This is a genomic window from Candidatus Rhodobacter oscarellae (assembly GCF_001078595.1).
Classification (GTDB): Bacteria; Pseudomonadota; Alphaproteobacteria; order Rhodobacterales; family Rhodobacteraceae; genus Rhodobacter_B; species Rhodobacter_B oscarellae.
Map to the genome: position 1 here is coordinate 2,768,478 of NZ_LFTY01000002.1, position 19,881 is coordinate 2,788,358.

Annotated in this window: 16 protein-coding genes and 2 pseudogenes; 15 read left to right on the forward strand and 3 right to left on the reverse strand. The window is 60.9% G+C overall.

Going from position 1 to position 19,881, the window contains the following annotated elements; genetic code table 11:
• The first annotated feature begins 3 nt into the window (after positions 1–3).
• The 4 genes and pseudogenes from AIOL_RS17965 (at position 4) to AIOL_RS17985 (ending at position 4,786) form a co-directional block, all read left to right on the forward strand.
• The gene (locus AIOL_RS17965) at positions 4–900 is read left to right on the forward strand and encodes an ABC transporter permease (RefSeq protein WP_235439075.1); all 897 of its coding nucleotides are present in this window, start codon (positions 4–6) and stop codon (positions 898–900) included.
• A 27-nt stretch (positions 901–927) separates the two neighbouring features.
• Positions 928–2,001 carry a BMP family ABC transporter substrate-binding protein gene (locus AIOL_RS17970; protein ID WP_160314520.1) on the forward strand — a complete coding sequence of 358 codons (1,074 nt, stop codon included), beginning with the start codon at positions 928–930 and terminating at the stop codon, positions 1,999–2,001.
• Between the two features lie 14 nt (positions 2,002–2,015).
• Complete coding sequence (gene guaD, locus AIOL_RS17975) at positions 2,016–3,320, forward strand: guanine deaminase (protein WP_235439077.1); 1,305 nt, start codon at positions 2,016–2,018, stop codon at positions 3,318–3,320.
• Positions 3,321–3,688: 368 nt separating this feature from the next.
• A pseudogene (locus AIOL_RS17985) lies at positions 3,689–4,786 on the forward strand (IS3 family transposase).
• A gap of 811 nt (positions 4,787–5,597) precedes the next feature.
• Here AIOL_RS17985 and AIOL_RS17990 read toward each other — a convergent pair.
• On the reverse strand, positions 5,598–5,954 hold the full coding sequence (locus AIOL_RS17990) for a DUF2750 domain-containing protein (protein ID WP_235439079.1): 357 nt from the start codon (positions 5,952–5,954) through the stop codon (positions 5,598–5,600).
• An 897-nt stretch (positions 5,955–6,851) separates the two neighbouring features.
• Here AIOL_RS17990 and AIOL_RS17995 point away from each other — a divergent pair.
• The 8 genes from AIOL_RS17995 (at position 6,852) to AIOL_RS18030 (ending at position 15,432) form a co-directional block, all read left to right on the forward strand.
• The gene (locus AIOL_RS17995) at positions 6,852–8,117 is read left to right on the forward strand and encodes a serine/threonine-protein kinase (RefSeq protein WP_053101306.1); all 1,266 of its coding nucleotides are present in this window, start codon (positions 6,852–6,854) and stop codon (positions 8,115–8,117) included.
• Between the two features lie 33 nt (positions 8,118–8,150).
• Positions 8,151–9,008, forward strand: coding sequence for an FHA domain-containing protein (locus AIOL_RS25195; RefSeq protein ID WP_235439081.1), 858 nt, complete (start codon positions 8,151–8,153; stop codon positions 9,006–9,008).
• A gap of 4 nt (positions 9,009–9,012) precedes the next feature.
• Positions 9,013–9,954: a PP2C family protein-serine/threonine phosphatase gene (locus AIOL_RS18005; RefSeq protein ID WP_049644254.1), complete on the forward strand. Its 942-nt coding sequence runs from the start codon at positions 9,013–9,015 to the stop codon at positions 9,952–9,954.
• A complete protein-coding gene (locus AIOL_RS18010) occupies positions 9,951–10,982 on the forward strand; it encodes a GTPase domain-containing protein (protein WP_049644255.1) in 1,032 nt (343 codons plus the stop codon). Before AIOL_RS18005 ends, AIOL_RS18010 begins: the two co-directional genes overlap by 4 nt.
• A 181-nt stretch (positions 10,983–11,163) precedes the next feature.
• On the forward strand, positions 11,164–13,224 hold the full coding sequence (locus tag AIOL_RS18015; protein ID WP_049644256.1) for a dynamin family protein: 2,061 nt from the start codon (positions 11,164–11,166) through the stop codon (positions 13,222–13,224).
• A 111-nt stretch (positions 13,225–13,335) separates the two neighbouring features.
• On the forward strand, positions 13,336–14,166 hold the full coding sequence (locus AIOL_RS18020; protein ID WP_053101308.1) for a dynamin family protein: 831 nt from the start codon (positions 13,336–13,338) through the stop codon (positions 14,164–14,166).
• Between the two features lie 118 nt (positions 14,167–14,284).
• The gene (locus tag AIOL_RS18025) at positions 14,285–14,656 is read left to right on the forward strand and encodes a hypothetical protein (RefSeq protein WP_160314522.1); all 372 of its coding nucleotides are present in this window, start codon (positions 14,285–14,287) and stop codon (positions 14,654–14,656) included.
• Positions 14,653–15,432: a hypothetical protein gene (locus AIOL_RS18030; RefSeq protein WP_049644258.1), complete on the forward strand. Its 780-nt coding sequence runs from the start codon at positions 14,653–14,655 to the stop codon at positions 15,430–15,432. Before AIOL_RS18025 ends, AIOL_RS18030 begins: the two co-directional genes overlap by 4 nt.
• A 76-nt stretch (positions 15,433–15,508) precedes the next feature.
• Here AIOL_RS18030 and AIOL_RS24585 read toward each other — a convergent pair.
• Positions 15,509–15,922, reverse strand: a pseudogene (locus tag AIOL_RS24585) (integrase core domain-containing protein); the annotation flags it as partial.
• 504 nt (positions 15,923–16,426) lie between these two features.
• On the opposite strand from AIOL_RS24585, the gene AIOL_RS18040 reads away from it, so the two are divergent.
• Genes AIOL_RS18040 through AIOL_RS18050 form a run of 3 tightly spaced genes read left to right on the forward strand, consistent with a single transcriptional unit; the run spans position 16,427 to position 19,160 of the window.
• Positions 16,427–17,311, forward strand: coding sequence for a substrate-binding domain-containing protein (locus AIOL_RS18040; protein WP_160314524.1), 885 nt, complete (start codon positions 16,427–16,429; stop codon positions 17,309–17,311).
• Positions 17,312–17,340: 29 nt separating this feature from the next.
• Positions 17,341–18,384 carry an ABC transporter permease gene (locus tag AIOL_RS18045; RefSeq protein WP_049644261.1) on the forward strand — a complete coding sequence of 348 codons (1,044 nt, stop codon included), beginning with the start codon at positions 17,341–17,343 and terminating at the stop codon, positions 18,382–18,384.
• A complete protein-coding gene (locus AIOL_RS18050) occupies positions 18,381–19,160 on the forward strand; it encodes an ATP-binding cassette domain-containing protein (protein WP_049644262.1) in 780 nt (259 codons plus the stop codon). The genes AIOL_RS18045 and AIOL_RS18050 overlap by 4 nt, the downstream gene beginning before the upstream one ends.
• 308 nt (positions 19,161–19,468) lie before the next feature.
• On the opposite strand, the gene AIOL_RS18055 is transcribed toward AIOL_RS18050, so the two are convergent.
• Positions 19,469–19,825: a hypothetical protein gene (locus AIOL_RS18055; RefSeq protein WP_049644263.1), complete on the reverse strand. Its 357-nt coding sequence runs from the start codon at positions 19,823–19,825 to the stop codon at positions 19,469–19,471.
• Positions 19,826–19,881 lie beyond the last annotated feature (56 nt).

Here is a 19,881-nt window from a genome sequence, read left to right on the forward strand (position 1 = left end):
ATAGTGAGTGGCACCTTGGCCGCGGCAACGGCATTGATCTTTGCCGCAATGGGCGAGCTTGTCGCTGAGAAATCTGGTGTGCTGAACCTTGGCATCGAAGGGATGATGGCGACGGGGGCCGCGATGGGCTTTGTCGCCGTGTCGCTGTCGGGGTCCTACACGGTCGGCTTCGTGGCCGCGGCGGTCTTGGGCTGCCTGCTGTCGCTGGTCCATGCGGTTCTGACGCTGGTGTTTCGCGCCGATCAAACCGCGTCGGGGCTGGCAATTGGCATCCTTGGCCTTGGCCTGTCGTCGGCGATTGGCAAGAGCTACGAGGGTCGCACCGTCGCGGGGCTTCCCGAGCTTAATCTAGGACCCCTGTCGGATATCCCCGTCATCGGCGAGATGTTTTTTCAGCAAGACATCATGGTCTATCTGTCGATCGCTCTGATCTTTGCCACCTGGTATGTGCTGACAAGAACCAAGCTTGGGCTGGTGATCCGTGCCATCGGCGAAAGCCCCGAGAACGCCCATGCGCTTGGGCTGAAGGTCCGCCTGATCCGCGCGGGCTGCGTCGGCTTTGGTGGCGCGATGGCAGGCATTGGCGGCGCCTATATGTCCACCGCCTATACGCCGCTTTGGGCCGAAGGGATGATCGCCGGTCGCGGTTGGATCGTTGTGGCGCTGACGGTGTTTGGCACATGGATTGTGCCGCGTGTGGCCTTTGGAGCGTATCTCTTTGGGTCGATGTCGCTGCTAGAGCTGTCGATCCAAGCCTTTGGTTGGAACATCCCAAGCCAAGCGATGTCCGTCCTGCCCTATGTCGTAACGATCATCATGCTTGCGGTGATTTCCCGAAATCTCGCTTTCATTCGCCTAAACAGCCCTGCCAGTCTCGGTGCGGTGCTAAAAATCTCCTAAATACAACAGCCTTAAATGAGGACCCAAATGCAAAGAAGAAAGATACTCCTAAGCTTGGCGGCGGCTGCGACGCTCGCTTTGCCTGCGGCGGCCGACGACCCGATGAAGATCGGTTTCGTCTACCCGTCACCGATCGCGGATGTCGGTTGGTCGGCTGAGCTGAATGCCGGCCGCCTGGCCATCGAAGAGGCCTTTGGCGATAAGGTTGAGACCTTCTTTGTCGAGAACGTCCCCGAAGGCCCGGATGCGGCGCGCATCATCAACCAGATGGCCGCGCAAGGGGCCGACATGATCATGCTGGGCTCGTTTGGCTATATGAACGACGGCATTTCCTTGGCCGAAAGACGCCCTGATCTGACGTTTATCCATGCCTCGGGTTACCAGCTGGCCGACAATTTCAGCAACTTCCAAAGCCGCAACTACGAGACCTCTTACCTAGTGGGAATGGCGGCTGCGGATGTGACGGAATCCAACACCGTTGGTATCGTCGCCGCCTTTGCGATCCCGGAGGTCGTGGGCATGATCAACGGCTTCACGCTTGGCCTGCAGGCTGTGAAGCCTGATGTGACCGTCAAGGTCGTCTGGCTGAACTCTTGGTTCGATCCGCCCAAGGCTCAGGAGAGTGCGCGTGCGCTGATCGCACAGGACGCGGACGTGGTCTATTCGCTGTACCAAGACACGCCGTCCGTTGTGACCGTGGCCGAGGAAGAAGGCGTTTGGGTCATCAACACCTCCTCGGACATGAAGGAATACGCGCCCAATTGGCTGCTGGCCTCGCAGATTGCGGATTGGTCAAACTATTTCGTCGCAAGCGCGCAGGCGACCATGGATGGCACGTTCCAAGGCGAAGCGTTCTGGGGCGGTTATGTCGATGACACCGTCGATGTCAAAAGCTGGTCTTCGTCGATCTCTGCCGAGACCATGACGATGATCGAGAGTGCTGAGGCCGCGATGCGTGCTGGTGAGTTCCATCCGCTGACGGGTCCGATCATGGATCAAGACGGCACGGAGCGCCTCGCGGCGGGAGAGGTCATCGACGATGCGTCAATGTCCGGCATCAACTGGCTGGTGGCGGGCGTGGAAACCCGCATTCCACAATAGCTTTGCCTGACATCGTGTCCCAGTATCGGGCCGACCTTTTGCACAGCCCCGAAAGGGGCCAGATCGAGCGCATCCCCGATGCGCTCGTTTCTGTCGATGGCGACGGGATGATTACCTCTGTCGCGCAATACAGCGCGGCCAAAACGACCCCTGATACGATCGACCTGCGCGGGCAAGGGGTCTTGATCCCTGGGCTGGTGGATCTTCACATCCACGCGCCGCAGTTCCCGCAACTTGGCATGGCGCTTGATGTGCCGCTGGAAGACTGGCTCTTGCGGTACACCTTTCCGCTGGAGGCACGTTACGCGGACCTAGATTTTGCGACGGAAGTCTATGGTGCGATGGTCCGCCGCCTGCTGGCGGGCGGGACGACGACCGCGGTTTACTTCGCGACCATCCACGCCGCCTCCAGCCTGCGGCTGGCAGAGATCTGTGTTGAACTAGGACAGCGCGCCTTGGTCGGGCGGGTCGCGATGGATGACCCTGAAAGCTGCCCCGAATACTACCGCGATGCCGATGCAAAAACGGCCATCAAAGACACCGCCGATTTTATCACCGCTGTTCGGGCGATCCCCAACAACACTCTGGTCGAGGCCACGGTCACGCCGCGTTTTATTCCCGCCTGCAGTGACGAAGCGCTGGCAGGTTTGGGGCAATTGGCCGCCGAAATGAATGCGCCGATCCAGACCCATTGCTCTGAAAGTGATTGGGAGCACCACTTTGTCCATGCTCGGTGCGGGATGTCGGATACCTTTGCTCTCGACAGCTTTGGCCTGCTGACCCGGCGCACGGTCTTGGCCCATGCGGGCTTTATCGATGACGACGACATGGATTTGATCCGCGCGCGGGGGGCGGGGATCGCCCATTGCCCCCTGTCGAACACCTATTTTGCCAATGCGGCGTTCCCGCTGCGGCATGCCTTGGAGAAGTCGGTGCGGGTCGGGCTTGGCACTGACATCTCCGGCGGGCCGAGCGCGTTCCTGCTCGACAACGCCCGGGCGGCCGTTGCCACGTCGCGCATGCTGGAGACCGGAACCGATCCGTCCAAAGAACAGCACAGTCGCGGCGTCCCGGAAAGCCGCATCGATTTCCGCGGCGCGTTTTGGCTTGCGACCATGGGCGGCGCCGATGTTTTGGACCTGCCAGTTGGGCTATTTGCGGCAGGCCGTCACTTCGATGCGGTGCTGGTCGATCTACCGGACACGGATCTTGTGCCGCTCTCGGACGAAGACCTTCTGCAAGCCATAGTCATGCGCGCAACACCGGCTGACCTCAAGGCGACATGGGTCGCGGGCCGCCGCGTCTGTGACGATCAATAGCGATCTGATCAAGGCTTCTCCATTTTGGAGACCGGCCATGACCAGCGGCTGCCACAAGGCGAATGAAAGCGGACATCCGTGCCGTTGCTGCAAAGGTCCACGTCTCTAATCGGGCGTTTGGGTCAAATTCATTTCATGGTTTCGTTCCCGTGTTGTTGGGGTCTTCGTCTCTCATCCGGGTCACGCCTCTCTTCGCAGTCACTGTGGACCCGGTTCGGTTGAAAACCCATCCTGGAATAGCCCCCTGAAAGTGGTCCACCCACTGGGATAGAAGTATCCCGATTTCAGGAGGACCAGAGAATGGCTGGAAAACGAGAGAGTTCGAGGCGTTCCGCCACTGGTTCGAGGAATGCCGAAGAACGGAAGATATCGTAACGAAGCTGCGTCAGATTGAGGTGTTGCAGGGGCAAGGCATGTCGATTGCAGATGCCGTTCGTCAGGTCGGGACGACGCAGCAGACCTATTATCGATGGCGCAAATTGTACGGTGGGATGGGCCGGGCGCAATTGAAACGTCTCAAGGAACTGGAAAAAGAAAACCAGCATCTTAGGCGGGCAGTGTCTGACTTGACCCTCGACAAGCTGATCCTGACTGAGGCCGCACGGGGAAACTACTAAGCCCTTCACGTCGCCGCCGGTGCATTGATCATGTGCGGCAGACGCTTGGCGTATCCGAGCGCCGCGCCTGCCGCACATTGGGACAGCACCGCTCGACCCAACGCAAGGTTCCAACTGGCCGGTCCGATGAGGAGCTGTTGACCGAGGATATCATCGAGCTTGCCCGAAAGTTTGGGCGGTACGGGTATCGCATGGTCACTGGCTTGCTCAACAACTCGGGCTGGTATGTGAACCACAAACGGGTTGAACGGATATGGCGACGTGAGGGGCTGAAGGTCCCGCAAAAACAGACAAGGAAGGGGCGGCTCTGGCTGAACGACGGTTCCTGTGTGCGGCTTCGGCCAGAACGACCGAACCACGTCTGGTCCTATGACTTCGTTCAGGACCGGACCCATGACGGGCGTGCGTATCGCACACTCAACATCATCGACGAGTTCACCAAGGAGGCTCTCATGATCCGTGTCGATCGCAAGCTCAATTCCATTGATGTCGTGGATGCCCTGACAGACCTGTTCATCTTGCGCGGACCGCCCGAGTTTATCAGGTCGGACAACGGACCCGAATTCATCGCCCTGAAGGTCAGGGAATGGATCGGAGCGGTCGGTGCGAAGACGGCCTATATTGAGCCTGGATCACCCTGGGAGAACGGCTACTGCGAAAGCTTCAATGCCAGGTTCCGCGATGAGCTGCTCAATGGCGAAATCTTCTACTCGCTCAGAGAAGCTCAGATCCTGATCGAACCAATGGCGCATCCACTACAACACCATCAGGCCACACCGCGCCCTGGGATACCGACCGCCCGCGCCAGAAAGCCTCGTCCCGATAGACCAGAGGCCCATCATGCACTAACAATTGACCCGGACCACCCGATGGCGGCTCTCCAAATTCGACCTCCGATGTATGCCGCGGCCTGCATGGATGGCTGGGTTTTTTTGCTGCGCGGCGGTACCTTGATCTCCCTCATGCTGAATTTTTCGTTCTGTGAGCGCGCGCAGCGAGGGACCAAGACTTCTGCTGTGGGCTCAGAACAGCCATTGCGACGGGTCCCTTAAAGACCAAATCGGAAGCGAAAGAGGCCGCCCGCACAAACGGGGTCTTTGGCTTTCGAAACGATATCCGCCGAGCCGTCTGCCTTGGGCGCCTCGATCGGGCTCGGCCCTGGACCCCAAAGACCGAAAAGCGTCCTTATCGACGACACTCAGGAACCTTTTTGCGGGGGACATAACATCTGGCCGGTCCAGCGGCGCGGCGGGCATTTCCGAGGGGTTAACCCTGCGCGCGGTGGTTCCGGGGGTGGGGCCGCTCATCGGTGGGTTAACGCCTTATTTTGTTGAGGAATCGCCGGTCGGCAAAGCGTCGGCAAAACGTCGGCCTTGCGTATGGCACCTTGTCGGGCAAACCGGTGGATTAACGCAGCGCGCGGTGGGTTTGGGGTTTGTTTGGGATCTGAGGGGGGAGGCGTGGGTTCGCGCAGCTTACGTTTGCTGGAGGATGTTTGGGTACGGCTATTAAGGGTGGTGGGCACATTGCCCACCCTACGCTTGCTTAGATGGCCGCTCTGCGGACGAAGCGGACTTTGGCAAAGGTGAATGGAATCTCTGGCTTGGGGCATCGTTCGGCTTAAATTGCCTTTTGTCTACTCGCCTTGAGCTGTCCTACACTACTGCAGTTTCTCCAAGAGCTCTAACGGATCGACTTCCAAACCTGCCAGATCAGCATTCCAGTTGGGCCCGGTAAGTCCATTTTGCTCCGACAGAAAGGGGATAGTTCTCTCTAGAAAGTTCTTCAGCGATACTTCCTCAACGTCAGTATTAAACGCAAACTTGGGCTGCGCTCTTACGGCATATGCGCGATCAGACCAGACGGGTACAACGAATGTATCCATATCGTCATTTGATGCGCACGTGACGGGCAAGTCTCTATCCGTTTCAACAACAAGCCAAACTGACTTACTCTCTAACACCCTTTGAACAAAACGGTGGTATGCCGCGATACTATCTGCGCTGTTGATAATCATTTTTGACCATAAGGTACTTCTGAAGTCGGTTCTGAAAACGACATTGGTGAAGTCGCAGCAAAAGGTCAACATGGGCTCTTCGCGGCCATGCGGTCGAGCAGCACATGGATTGCCGTAACATTAGAAGCCGCTGTTGACGGCCCAAACCAGCCGCTCACCGAGGCACTCGGACGCTGCGGGCGCAGCCCGCATTGCCGCCGTTCGCTGCGGACGCGAAATCAAGACGACGGCGAACTGGTAGTCTGCGGACTTTTCCGACCTTGAATTTTCGCCCTTCGTCAATGCAGCATCTGTTCGCGGATGCAGCGGGCTGGTTTCTGCGGTGCGTGACGTTTCCCGTTTGCAGTCATTCATACGGGTTCAAATTGGATAAATCCAAACCAACATTTCGCTGCGGTCACGATGGACTGACAAGACGCGGACAAGGGCGACATTGGCGTTTCGTCCGCTTTGGAACTCGAAAACAACCAAGGGCTGATTGAGGCCACAATTGGTGCTTGTTGGGCTGAACAGATCCCTAGAATTGTTAAAACTCAGGCGGTCAGCCTTCCATGGCCGTCGTCAATCCCAAGCCGATCCTTGATCGCCAGCGCAACAAGCCGCTGTGACGCTATCCTTGGGTGCGGCATCTCTGGAATGAGCCCTTCTGCACCGTAGCGATCAAGATACTCTTGGTGATTGAGGACGTGGACGAGGTGACCGCCGCATGGGATAAAGCGCTTTCCGACGCCGGCTAACCCGTACGGCGGTTCCCTCAACTTGCTCAGGTAAGCCAATCAATGCGCATACCGGCGCCGAGGTTTCGCCACATTTCGAACCAAAATCAAACGGGACCGGGGCCCGCCGATGGGCGCCCCTTGGAAACGAAGTTTTGCTCGGAATGTGGGTGCCTTAGGAATGAACATCGTCGCACGCTCTCCACGGTTGGTTCAGGAAGACCTCGCAGAGGACGCCCTCCGCGCGGGCGATCTTCTGTTGCAGGGCCAGTACCGGATCGAGCAGTTCCTCGGCGCGGGCGGCTTTGGCATCACCTACCGGGCGCGCGACTGCCTGGATCGTGGGGTGGTGATCAAGGAGTGCTTCCCCAACTCGATCTGCAGACGCTCCGACAAACTTGTGCGCACGCGCTCGCGGAAGCTGCAGACGACCTTCGAGGCGATTGTGCGCGACTTTGGGATGGAGGCCCGCCGCATGGCGCGCCTGGTGCATCCCAACATCGTCGGCGTGCACCAGGTGTTCGAAGAGAACGGCACCGCCTATATGGCGCTGGACATGGTGCCAGGCCGCAACCTCTTGGACATCGTCGAGAGCGACCCCGAGGCGCTGTCGCCTGACGATATCCAGGCCGTCCTGCGGCAGCTCTTGGACGCGGTGGCCTATCTTCATGACCGCAACATCCTGCACCGGGACATCTCGCCCGATAACGTCCTGATCGACCCAAACGGCACCGCGGTGCTGATCGATTTCGGCGCCGCGCACGAGCTCGCGGCCCGCGCCGACGCGCTGGGGACCGAGCTGCATATGGTGAAGGATGGCTACTCGCCGCAGGAGTTCTACGTGCAAAACGGCGCGCATAGCCCGTCCAGCGATCTCTACTCACTCGCGGCGACGTTCTATCATGTGATCACTGGCCAGGCGCCGCCCGACAGCCAAACTCGGCTGGCGGCGATCGCGGCCAACAAGCCCGACCCGCTGGAGCCGATCCCCGCGCGCTCCGGCCCCTACGACCGGTACTTCCTACAGGCGATCCATCGCGCTCTGGAGGTCTTCGAAAGCGACAGGCTGGCGACCGCGCGGGACTGGCTGCAGCTGATCGAAGAATCGCTGCGGCAGGCCGCGCTGGTCGAGCAGGCGCGACAGGACACCCTGATCGACGAGACCATCGAGGCTTTGACCCGCGAGACAAACGCCGCCATCGCTAAAGCGATCGAGGCGCAGGCGCAAAAGCGGCAAGAGGAGGCACGCGCCGCCGAAGAGAAGGCAAAGGCCGAAAAGGCCCGCAAGCTTAAGCGCGACGCCATGACTGCAAAGCTTGAGGACCCTGGCGACGCTGCAGAAGAGCCGCATCCGTCTCGGCCCAAGCGGCGGCGCCCAGGGCGGCCCCCTCGACCCGAGAAGCCGGTCGACCTGGCAACCTGGACCCCAGAAACCAAGCAACACTAACAGGCAACAAGAACGAGAGGCGGCAGGAGTTCAATGCGATTACTGAGTGAGATGATTGCCCGGACGACATCTGGTAAAGAGGATATGCAGCGCGAGCACCCTGAGGGGGTCGAAACCGGGCCCGCGGCCGACATGCCCGCCGTTGAGATAGGTGAGCACGACCGCGCCGCGCCGGATCAGTTCCCCGTCTTTGACAGCCCAGACGACCCCGACGCGGCCTTTGAGGACGCGCGCGCAGACCCGCCCCCGCTGGTGCTGACCACTCCGGCTGAAGATCCGCCCCCGCTGGTGCTGACCACACCGGCCGAAGACCCGCCCCAGCCTCAATCCACGCAGGATGCTTTCGACGCGAAACGCATGATGGCGCAGGAAGCCCTGAAGATGCTCAAGGAGCGCGCCGTCTCGGACGTGCACGAGGTCGAGCAGGGGCGCCAAAAGACCCGACTCTTGGGGTTCGGCGCCGCGGCGCCGGGAGAGGGCGACATCTTCGGCAACGCGGCCCCAGAGCAGGCCACGCCGTCAAACGCGGGTGTGAAATTTCCCGTCGGCTGGCTGGTGGTGACAGGTGGCCCGGGCGCTGGCGCGTCCTTTTCTCTGCAGGAGGGGGCCGCGCAGATCGGCCGCGGGCATGACCAGGCCATATCGCTAGATTTCGGTGACACGGCGATCTCGCGCGAGAACCACGCCGCGGTCGCCTATGACAGAGAATTGAACGCCTTCTACCTGGGCCATGGCGGCAAGACCAACATCGTGCGGCTGAACAACAAACCGGTCCTGAGCACCGAGGAACTCGCCTCGGGTGATGAGATCCGAATTGGAGAGACAACGCTGCGCTTCGTTGCCCTATGCGGCGAGGGTTTCACCTGGGCACCCGGCCAAGACCACGAGTAGCCCCTTGTTTGAGCGCGCCAGATTTCAGATCGATGCAGCCGTCGCAATCAACAAGGGCAAGCGAGAATTCCAAGAAGACGCCGTTCTGGCGGACTTCGCCATCGGAAGCCGCTTGGGCATTGTCGTACTTGCCGATGGGATGGGCGGCCACAACGCGGGCGACGTCGCAAGCACCCTGGTGACAACAGAGGTGTTTCGCGAACTCCGATACACGACACGTTTCATGCTCAGGGACCCCGCGAGCATTCCGGGGCGGCTCTTGTCGGCGGCGCAGAAGGTGAATGGCTACCTCAAGCGGTACATCTCCGAGAACCCAAACTGCGAGGGCATGGGCTGCACGCTGGTGATCGCGGTCCAAACGGGGAAGGATCTCTTTTGGCTGTCGGTTGGCGACTCGCCGGTGTTCCTGCTGCGGGACGGCAAGATGACCCGGCTGAACGAAGAGCACTCCCTCGCGCCCCAGATCGACTACCTGGCGCAGCAGGGGGTCTTGACGCCCGAGCAGGCCAGGACCCACCCCGACCGCTCCGTTCTGACCTCCGCCATCAACGGCCAAGAGATTCGCTATGTGGACTGCTCGGACGCGCCCTTTTCGCTGAAGAACGGCGACGCCTTGATCGTCGCCAGCGACGGGCTTTGCTCGCTGAAGCCCTCGGAAATCGCGCGCGTGATCCGCGAGAACGCCGACAGGACGTGCGCCAAGGCCTCCGAGAAGGTGCTTAGCGCGATTCGAATGGCGGACTGCCCGGACCAGGACAATGTGTGCTTTGCGCTTATGAAGGTCTCGGACGAACGGGCCGATGAACAGATGCGCATCAATGAAATTCGCGCCGCCAACGCACTGCCACTGATGGCTGACAATGGCGCCACAGAGGCACAACCGAAGAAGCCCATGCGACAACTCACACGCATCCTGCGCGCCGTCAGCCGGACCCCGAATCCATGACCAGAGCCAGCGTTGAACAGATTGTAGACCAGCTTGCCGAGCTTTTGCAGTCAAAGGCTACGCCTGCGGGCGCGCGCCCCACGGCGGAGCGGTTGATCGAGCGCTTGACGTCTCCGGTTCGGGTTGCGCTTGCGGGCGATCCCGGCGTTGGCAAAACGCTGCTTTACCAGACCTTCTCGGCGATCCAAACCGCGACCGGGATCGCACCCAACATCGTCTTTGTGGACACCAAACCCGGGTCCAGTGCCGAGAGCTGGGCCGACGTGCTGACCCAAACTGACATGGTGATCTGGCTTGCCGCCAGCGGCTTGGCCTCGGCGCTCGACAGCTGGCAGGACCTCCCAGCAGAGCTCACGCGGCACGCGTTCCTGGTGATCAATCAAAGGCCCGGCGAAGACGCGCCAAGTCAGGAGGCGCTCGCGGCCTTCCAGCGCCTGGGGTTCAACGCGGCCTTCTCGTTGAATGTTTTGCGCGAGCACTCCCGGATTGGCGAACAAACGTCGGACCTCTTAGAGCCGAACGACTTTGAGAGGTTGCTCTCGGCCTTGCATTCCTACGTGGACGCGGGATGCCAGGCCGACATAGACGGCGCGCTTTTATTCCTGCAGCGCTACTTCAAGATGCGTCGCCGCCCCGTCGATATGACCCAGACCGCGCCTGCCGCAGCAAAGCACCAAGAGCCCGCCCGCCCCAAGACACAGACAACAGAGGCCCCGGTGAAGGCGCCACCGCCCGAGCAGGTTTGTACCGCCGCCATATCGAAAGCGCTCTCCGGTCGCGTGGCCTCCCTAAAATCGCTCGAACCTGACATTGACGGCCATCAGGATCGCGTCATTCAGCACTATCTGGACACGCTGGAGGCGCTCGCAGAGGACCGGGCGCTGCCCGGCGATTTGGACGGCCACATCCAGCAGACCCAGGATCTGGTGATGCTGCTGCAACTGGAAAACACCGAAAACGCCGCGATCGAGGCCACGCTCGCCATGATCCAGCTCAAACGCCACGTCGTGTCTTTAAAAGTCGCCTAAAACCCTGCGTTCATTTGCGGGTTTCAGGCCCGCATTTGCCCCGCAGCGACGCAGAATTGCCCAATTGCCTGGCCATGTTTCGACAGCGGCAAGCGGAATGCTCCCCAGCATGCGCCCGCGCCGCCCAGCCGCCCCCGAGTGCCGCTTGGACCCTGCACGCGCACCGACTTGATAGGTCAAGATGAACGCAAAAGCCAAATTCGAAAAGCCACAGCCTTCCGTATCCCGGGGGTATGAAAAGCTGGTGCATGACAATTTCGCGCCCCTCGACGCGCTTCGGGCGCAACGCGACGACCTGATGTCGGTCCTGCAGACCTTACGGGCCACGGGCGGGGCGGCCATCGGCGCCAAGGCCAAAACGCTGCAGGGCAAGCTGACCGCAGCGGAACCCTCGATCACGATGATCGGCCAGGTAAAGGCGGGCAAGACGTCGCTGGTCAACGCGATGGTAGGCTGGCCGGGATTGCTGCCAGCGGATGTGAACCCATGGACCTCGGTTGTAACGTCCCTGCACCTGACCCCTGATACGCTTATACGCGACACGCAGGCAGAGTTCCGCTTCTTTGAGAAGGCCGAGTGGGACCGGCTCGTCACCAATGGCGGGCGGGTCGGCGAGATCGCGGGCCGCGCGGGCTCGGAAAGCGAGGCCGAGAAGGTCCGCCAGCAGGTCGAGGCGATGCAGGAGAAGTCACGCCGCAGGCTGGGCCGCAAATACGAGCTGCTGCTGGGCCAAAGCCACGATTACGGGACTTTCGACAGTAGCTTGATCGAGCGCTACGTTTGCCTCGGCGACGCATTCGACTCGCAGACGGATGCAACGCGCGCCAACGGACGTTTTGCCGACATCACCAAATCCGCCGATCTCTACCTAGAGCGGCCCGGCCTGCCGATGAACCTCGCCATCCGTGACACCCCCGGCGTAAACGACACCTTCATGGTGCGGGAGCAGATCACCATCCGCGCGATCCGCGACAGCCGCATCTGCGTGGTGGTCCTGTCGGCGCATCAGGCGTTGTCGACGGTGGATATGGCCCTAATCCGCTTGATTTCTAACGTGGACGCGCGCCAAGTCGTGATTTTCGTTAACCGCATCGACGAGCTGTCTGACCCCGGCAATCAAGTGCCCGAGATCAAGGCGAGCATCGAGCGCACCCTGCGGGATCTCAACGGCACGAAGGACTTTGAGATCGTTTTTGGCAGCGCGCATTGGGCGACCGCCGCCCTGCAGACGGACGCCGTGCCGCTGACGCAGGACGCGATTGCGTCGCTCAAGAACTGGGGCACCGCGCATAGGGGCAAATTCCCAGGGCTTACCGAGCACGACAAGATCCTTTGGAAGCTCTCGGGAGTGCCCGAGCTTTTCGAGGCCATCTCGCGGCGCATCGCCGCGGGTCCTGGCCAAGAGGCACTCGATCAGGTTGCGCGGCGCGCACAGAACCTCGCCTACGAGCTAAAGTCCGCCATGCGCGCACCGACGCAATCCGCGCCGACAGAGGCCTCGATCTCGCCCGACGAAGCCATGGCACAGCTTGAGAAGCTGCGGTCCGACGGAGGCGCTGTGTTGCAGGGCGTGTTGGATGAGCACCTGGCAGATTTCGAGACCCGAATGCAAAGCGTTCACAGGAACTTCCTGTCCCGCGCCACAGCGGCCCTGGTGACTCATCTCGACGCCCACGGCGAGGACGTGGTCTGGTCCTACGACCCGACCGGGCTGCGTGTACTCCTGCGCTCGGCCTATCAGCTCTTTGCAAAGCGCGCCGTCCAAAACGCCAAAGAGGCGTTCGCGCGCGCGGCTCAAGAGGCCACCGCGCTTTGCCGCAACAGCGGTGTCGCTCGGGACGCAGTCTTCAAGATCACCCCGCCGGAGCCAGAAAAACCCGCGCCGCCGGTGATCCTCGGGCAAACGATCGTGCTCGATCTCAAAAGCAACTGGTGGTCGAAATGGTGGCGGCGCAGACGCGGGCACAGCGCGTTTTCTGATGAGTTCTATGAGCTGGTGAAGGCAGAGTCGTTGCCCATCCTAGAAGGGCTCAGCCGTGAATACGCCGAGCCGCTGCGCGCTGCGCTGCTCACACAGTTCTCCGAGTTCCTACAGGAACAGCACGAGGCACTGCAGCGCATGGCGCGCGCCGACCCCGCTATGGATCCACAAAGAGACACCGGGCAAGCGCGCCAGGACCAGCCACGCAGCACCCAAGACATCGACAGGTCGCTCGAGATCTTGAGCACCATGGTCGCCTGACGCGCCGCCCCGCCCCCATTGGATGAGGTTTTCATGCCCCCGCACCCCCAGTCATTCTTCCCCCCAGATCCCAGTAAGGCACGCGCGCCAGGTCGACCCCGCCTGGCGATCATGGGGGAGTTCAGCGCGGGCAAGAGTACGCTGACGAACATGCTCATCGGCCGCAACGCGCTGCCCACAAAGGTCACGGCCACGCAATTGCCGCCAGTGTGGATCTCGCACGGCGCGGACGCTCCCTATTTCCGCAGCACCGAAGGCGAGGATTGCCCCTTTGACACCAATGAGATCGACCAGATCTCGCCGCATGACACCGAATACATCCGCATCTTCCATAAGGCAGACACTCTGGAGCTCTTTGACATCATCGACATGCCGGGGATCTCGGACCCCAACATCCCCGCCGAGGTCTGGGAGCGGGTCATGGAATTCGCCGACGCGGCGATCTGGTGCACCCACGCGACGCAGGCTTGGCGGCAGAGCGAGGCCGCCGTTTGGGAGGCCTATTCCGAGGCGCTGGCCGACAAGAGCCTGCTTCTGGTCACGCGCTTTGACAAGATCCTGAGCGACAGCGACCGCCGCCGCGTGCTGCAACGCATGCAGACCGAGGCGGGGGATATGTTTCGCGCGATCCTGCCAATCTCGCTGACGCAGGCGCTTGACGCCGAGAACGACTTTGCGCTTTGGGAGAAAAGCGGCGCCGCGGAGTTTGTATCCGCGCTGGTGGGCCTGTCTCGCGAGCTATCAGCGGAGGGGACTGACGCGGGCGGAACCGATCCGAGCACGACCGACGTGGAGAACCAGAGAGTGGCTGGGGCTGAGGCTGAGACCGTGACGCCGCTCAATCGGCGGCCCGCGCCACCGGTTTCCGAGGGCGCCGTGATGCCGCGCCGCGTGCAGTCCGGGCCACGCTACCGGGAGCGACCGGTGCGCCCCCCGGCCTAGGAGGCGCCCCTGCTTCCGCCTTGCCCCAACGCTTAAAAAGACCATGCTTAGGAGATCATAAAGCAAATGCGGTTAAACCGCCGCTGGCGGGGATGGTCCGCTTTAAAACGGGTGTGACTTGAGAATTGGCGAACTCTTGGACGAGCTGCGGAGCGCTTTGCCCGGCTGCGACCTGTGCGCCTATATCGATCTGGACGTCGCCTTGGTGATGTCGCTCAGCGCCCCGCAAAAGCCCCCGCAAGAGCAGCTGGACGCCCTAGCAGAGATGGCCTGCGTTCTTCTTCGCTCTAACCCCTGCCCTGCTGAGGGGGACCATGCGTCTGAAACCGAATTCACGACGTTTCTCACGCAAGACAGGTCCTACTTTTTGATGCGCTCCACCGGTGATCCGGGCGAGGTTATCTGTTGCAGATGCGGCGCGGATGTTGACCCCGACGCGGTCGAAGCTGGGGCGCGGCTGACGCTCAAATGGGTTGGGGAGGCCGCATGACCGAACGCGGCGAACTCGGCATTCTGATTGACGTGCTTATCGGCGAGGATGAGACGTCCCGGGGGTGGCGCAAGCTGACCGCGCAAGATGGCGAGGACCTGACCCACGCGCTCTTGCGCGACATCTCGCTCGCGATGCTCCCGGCGCGGCTGGTATACCAAAACACAAAGGGCCTTTCCCTTTGCATATTGGCCGGCAACCGGCGGCTTTGCTCGGTTGCAGAGGCACCATCGGAGTTTTGTGCGGATGTCGACATGTCTGTGGGCGTGGCACTTTCCGACACGCCAGAGCATATCGCGAAGGTCACAGAGCTGCTGCATGGCTTCTGCGCAACCTCCACAGAGCTCTTGACGCGATCGGCGCTGCTTGGCGACTTCGACCCAAGGGGGCAGCAGGGCATCTCCCCTCAAGCCATCCAGGACCGGCTGTCGAAACGCGCCATGCAGGCTTCGCGCGATCCCACCGAAAGCCTTGCGGCCTTCCTGGCCCCGGTGATGGACAATGCAAGGACCTGGGTGATGACAGAGAACGACGCCGTTGTCGGCCACTCCGCTTCGGCACCCGACCATGCGCTGGTCCAATCGATTGCAACGTTGCGGTCGCTCCTAAGCGTTCCCGCCCAAGGGACCGGGCCGCAGCTGCTGGTGCATGGTCGGGCTGGCGCGGCGCGTCACGCCGCGGTGTTCGCGTGGTCCGAAGACTGGGTCTTTGGCGCCACGGATGTTGGCGGCCTCGGCAAAGACTACATTCAGTCCTGGCGCGCCGCGGGGCTTTAACGCCGGGCACCAAGACTTGGCCGTTCTCAGCCGCGGACCTTCCCATCACAGACATATTTTAAGCCGAAACGCCGCATTAACTGTGACCTGCTCCGCTTAGGGTCCGCCAATTTGGGTTAGCTCTGTTCAGGTTTTGGTCTTCTTCTGACCGGTTAGCATATTCCGCCGGTGTCATGCCAGCGAGGCTAAAATGGGGCCGGTGGTGGTTGAAGTCGGTGCGCCATGCTGCCACCAGATTTCGGGCCTGGCGCAGACTATCGAACAGATGTTCATTCAAGCATTCATCCCTCATGCGTCCATTGAAAATTTCCACGAATCCGTTTTGCAGGGGCTTGCCGGGGGCGATGTAATGCCAATCGACCTTGCGATCTTCTTGCCATTTCAGGATCGCTTTTGAAGTCCGTTCAGTGCCATTATCGCTGACAACCAGACAGGGATAACCCCGCATCTCAGCGATCCGATCCAGTTCACGGGCCACACGCTCGCCTGAAGGGAAAAAGACCAAGAGTTAGCAAGACCCGCGATATGATGGTGCATAAGTCAGCCTCGAAGACCAGGACACCCAGCCGAATGTCCCGGGCGTCACAGCCCCTATTCCTGTAAGAGAGAGGTGGTCTTCGCCGAAATCTTCGGCGAGCTCCTCAGGGCCAGACTTAGCGCGCCGCGCGAAACGCCGGTGCGCGCTGCGATTTCGTCCATCGTTAGACTAGGCGTCATACCGCCCGTCCTGTTGCTGCACGCATTCTTTGAGAGCTTGGCGAACGGCGATTGACACAGAAAGGTAAAGCGCTTTAACAATGGCTTTAACAAAATAAGTAAAGCGCTTTACTTTTGCTGGAAGCGGCGCTTTTCGCGGCAAACCTAGCCGAGAGGTCTTGGTGAACGCGGAACATTTCCAGCGCTACGGATCTTTGGAGGAGGACCAACCATGTTTACACGATCTTCACGTATTGCCGGGCTTGTCGCAGTTGCGATGGGGCTGAGCACGCCAGTGATGGCTGAAGATGATCTGACCTTTATGATGGTCACGCACTCGCCGTCTTCTGACCCCTACTGGACCAGCGTTGTCAGCGGACTTGAGCAGGCTGGTGAGGACCTGGGCGTAAACGTCATTTATCGAGGGACTGACAAGAACCTAAACGATCCCAATCAGCAGCAGCGCAACATCGAGGCTGCGATCGCCTCGTCGCCGGACGGGTTGATTATCAGCAATCCCAGCCCAGACTCGCTGAACGACTCGATCCTGAAGGCGACCGACGCGGGCATCCCCGTTATCCTTGTGAACCAGGGCGGCGATCAGGTGGAGGCGGTGAACGCTTTGACCTTCGTTGGCGACGACCCCACGATTCAGGGCCAGATCGGGGCCGCGCAGTACAACGCTATGGGCGCGAAGAAGGCCCTGGTGATCACCACACCAATCGGCGCCATCCCGTTCGTGGATGCCCGCACAAACGGGTTCAGCGACACCTTCAACGGCGGGACCACGCTGGCCGAGATCCCGGTGAGCAATCTGAACGATGCGAACCGGATTAAGACCATCACGATGACCGAGCTGACCAAGGACCCAGAGATCGATGCGGTGTTCTCCATCGGCTCGTGCTGCATCAGCGCGATGCTGGAGGCGCGCAACGACCTGGGCGACCGGGGAGAGGCGATGCAATGGGGCACCATCGACGTCACCGTTGGCGCGACGGACGCGCTGAAGGCCGGCGAGATGGATTTCGCATTGAACGCCCAGCAATACGCGCAGGGATACTATCCGGTGGTCCTGCTGGCGCTCTACCACCGCCAAGCCGTCCTTCCGGCGACCAGCCTGTTTATCACCGGGCCCGCGGTTATCACTCCTGAGAACGTCGACAGCCTGTTGGCCGTTCAGTAACCGTACCTGCCTTCACTAAGGAGAATACCATGCCAGCAGCGGACGCCAGTGCTCGGCGCGCTCGGGGGAACGGGTTTGCCTTGCGTGCACTTTTCACGCGGCCCGAGTTCACCGCAATCGTCGGAACCGTTGTCGTTTTCGCGTTCTTCGCGATATTCACAGGCGACGCTGGTTTCCTCTCCTTGGTGATGACAAGAAACTATCTGGAGGTGGCGGCGACTATTGGCATCATCGCCGCCCCCATCACGCTTTTGCTCGTGGCTGGTGAATTCGATCTGTCGGTTGGATCTGTCGTCGCCGCCTGCGAGATCACACTGAGTTACCTAATTGTCTACGCGGGGTGGGCGGTGCTGCCGGCCTTCCTTTTCAGCGTCGCGGTCGCCACACTGATCGGGCTGACCAACGGATACCTCGTCGTCAAAACAAAGCTCCCGTCGTTCATCATAACACTTGCGACGCTGTTTATAATTCGCGGGGCGACACAGGGCATCCTGCGGATGCTGACCGGCAATAGCATCATCGACCGGGTGCGCTCGGTATCCGACGAAGATCCGGTGTCGCTGTTGTTCAATTCCTCAGTTGGACCGTTCTCGATATCGCTGATCTGGTGGATTGGCGTCTCGCTTCTCTGCGCATGGGTCTTGCAGAGGTCGATCTTCGGGAACTGGATCTACGCGACCGGCGGAAACCGCGCCGCCGCTGTGCGCACCGGTATTAAGGTGGACCGGGTCAAGATAATCCTTTACGTGGCCACCGCCGTTTCGGCAGCGCTTGTCGCCGCCATCAATGTCTATGCTATCAACCAGGGCAACGCCAACGCCGCTCTGGGGCGCGAATTCGAGGTCGTGACGGCCGCCGTGATTGGCGGCGCGCTGCTGACCGGCGGCTATGGCTCGCCCATCGGGGCGTTCTTCGGCGCCCTGTTGTTCGGGATGGTCGGCCAGGGCTTCTTCTTCACGCCGCTGCCTGACGTGTGGTTCATGACCTTCCTCGGCGGGATGCTTCTGATCGCAGTGGTCATCAATAATTATACGCGCACCCTGGCGCTAAAGCCGAAGGGAGGCCGTTCATGAGCGCCGCACCTTACCTCGAAGCCGTCGGCGTCTCTAAGTTCTATGACAGTTTCTCCGCCCTCAAGGATGTGACCATCAGTGTCGCCCCGGGGGAGGTCGTTTGCCTGCTGGGGGACAACGGGGCCGGAAAGTCCACCCTTATTCAGACCCTGAATGGCGTGATCAAGCCAGACGAGGGCACCATTCGGGTCAATGGCGAGGACATTGTCTTTGATGGGCCGGACGACGCGCTCGATCTCGGCATCGCCACCGTGTTCCAGGACCTCGCGGTGGTGCCGATGATGCCGGTCTACCGCAACTTCTTCCTTGGTCGGGAGCCCGCCAAGGGGCGATGGCCCTTCCGCCGGTTCGACACCGAGCATGCCATCGCGGCCACCAAAGAGGCGATGCGCGGCATGGGCGCGGAGGCCGCCGATGTCATGCGGCCGATTGCAACCCTGTCCGGCGGCCAAAGGCAGAGCGTCGCGGTCGCGCGCGCGGTCCACTTCGGGGCGAAGGTCCTGATTCTTGACGAGCCGACCTCGGCACTCGGGGTGCGTCAGGCCGAGATGGTCCTGAACTACGTCCGCGAGGCGCGCGACAACGGGGTCGGCGTGATCCTGATCACACACAACGTGCAGCATGCGTATCCGGTCGGCGACACCTTTGTGGTCTTGTTCCTGGGCCGCTCTTTGGGAACCTTCAAGAAGTCGGAACTGACCGAGCAGCAACTGATGCGGCTGATGGCGGGTAAGACCGAGACCCTGAAGGAACTTGGGGCCGATCCCGCAGTCTAATCGTAACGCTGGCGGGCCAGCTGGTTGCTGCCGGTGCTGCCCGGCCTCGCAGGAGGTTTCCTTGTGGCACGTTACGCCTAGGCATTGCCTCTGACGTTGGTGAAGCGCTTTACTATCGACAGCAAACTCCCCCAAGAGGAACCCCGCGCCCCAAGAACCGGAAAGGATGCGGAAACAGAACATTGGAGGGGAACACAGATGCTCCGAGCCACACGAGTTTCTGCGCTGAACTGTCCGCCGGTGTCGCACTTGGAGTTGGAGCCTCGCAACGTCCACTCCAGGCCAAACCCCGTCCCAGACCCCAGGCCTCAGCGCAGCGCAAAATCCGCATAAATCCCGGTGCCGCGGTCCGATATGAACCGCACGGTGTTGCCGCGCATCTTCACCAGCTGGCAATTCGGCCCCAGGTCGGTGTCGCCATGATAGAGATCTCGACAGAACGCCCCGTTTTGCCAGCGCCAATTGCCCGTCACCGGTTTGCCGAAGGCGCGGCCTTGGATCCGCCCGTTATTCGTCACGCTAAGCTTGATGCCAAGCCGCGTGAGTTTCTTCCCGGTCACCAGATCCACAAAGCTCCGCTCGTCCTGGATGTGACGGAATGACTCCGCCGCAGCAGGTACCGAAAAGAGCCCAACCAAACATAAAAACACAACAAGAATTCGCATCGGATGCCCCCGACTGAACGCGCACTAACAAATAGGGCTACGTATCGGGGGATCGT